1 rRNA gene is annotated in these 1,490 nt (G+C 23.6%); it reads left to right on the plus strand.

Features of this window, described 5'->3' with window-relative positions:
* Positions 1 to 89 precede the first annotated feature (89 nt).
* A 5S ribosomal RNA gene (gene rrf / locus H8S10_RS17820) occupies positions 90 to 206 on the plus strand.
* Positions 207 to 1,490: the final 1,284 nt, after the last annotated feature.

The following is a 1,490-nucleotide window of genomic DNA, read 5'->3' on the forward strand; positions in this document are numbered from 1 at the left end:
AAAAATATAAAATTCATGTGCAATTTTCAGAGAACAAAATTCTTTGAAATAAGATTCTAACTAAATCGAAGATTTAGAGAATCATAGTATCAGGTGATGATGGCGTAGAGGAAACACTCCTTCCCATTCCGAACAGGAAAGTTAAGCTCTACAGCGCCAATGGTACTGCACGGGAGACTGTGTGGGAGAGTAGGACGTTGCCTGGTTAGTAGAAACACTTAAGTTTATCTTAAGTGTTTTTTTGTTATATAAAGAATATTACAAATTAGATAGGGATATTTAAAAATTTTATTTTATATCTTTGTATGAGATAAAAAGCGTACTTTGGTAAAAATATATTGAGTTTTTACAATGAATTTAAATTATCAAAGAAGAGATATTTTAATGAACAACATATAGTTTGTTATATAATAAATGGAATTATGAATATCAAATTGTTTTCGTACAAAAGTATAAAAGGTAAGGGTTATTATGTAGATATACAAATGAAAAAATAAAAACGTAATTGAATATTATATAAGAAATCATATACAAGAAGAGTAGCAAGTTATATAAATGGTAAGTAAAATAGATGAGAATATTATAGATAGATTGGTAAATGATAATAATTCAAATTCATTTATATTGAATTTCACCTAATAAGTATTTTATTATTAACAGAATAAGCTCATATAGTAATAGAATATATGTAATTAATAAAAAATATTAAGAAATGAAATCATTGAGAATATATAGTTGCTTATTAGACAATGTAAATATTCTATCTACAATGGGAAGTATTTAAATAATACCAATATGAAATATATGATATAAATTAACATGTATTAAGTCTTATGATTAGTAAGAAGATATGAGGGATATACTGTAGCTTAAAGAAAAATAAAATAATTCTATGAAAATTATAGGCAATGAATATTTAAATAGATTACTAAAGTTACAAATAATAATAGTATTAGACAATAGTCTATCTTTAGGAATATGATATATTTTAAATATAGATGAAGGAATTTCATTTGAGTAAAATTAAAAAAATACAAAAACAAATAAAAATTTACTTAGAAAGAGAGCAGATTAAATTTTAAAATGATAATTTTAGAAGGTTATTTTTCATTTTACATGCTATGTTGATAATGTTAATTATGTTAGTAAATTCATAAATGGTATATGTAAATATTGTGGATTATGTTAAGTAAGTGGATAAGTATACTTGTATTAATATACCACTACTCCTAGTGTATCAATAGTAGTAATACTTAGAAAAATAGAGTAATATTAAGCATACATAGATTAATTAATCAAAAGTAGTAAAAATAGATTAATTTATATAGAATTATAGTGATAAGATAAATCTCGTCGCTGATACGAAACAACAAAAACACAAGATAAAAAAGTGTTTGACAGTTGTTTTGATAGGTGATAAGATAAGTCTCGTTGCTAACGAAACTAAGTCAAAAAAACTTTGAAAAAAGTTGTTGACATAAAGTTGAGTG

This window comes from Clostridium sp. NSJ-49 (assembly GCF_014287725.1).
Classification (GTDB): Bacteria; Bacillota; Clostridia; order Clostridiales; family Clostridiaceae; genus Clostridium; species Clostridium disporicum_B.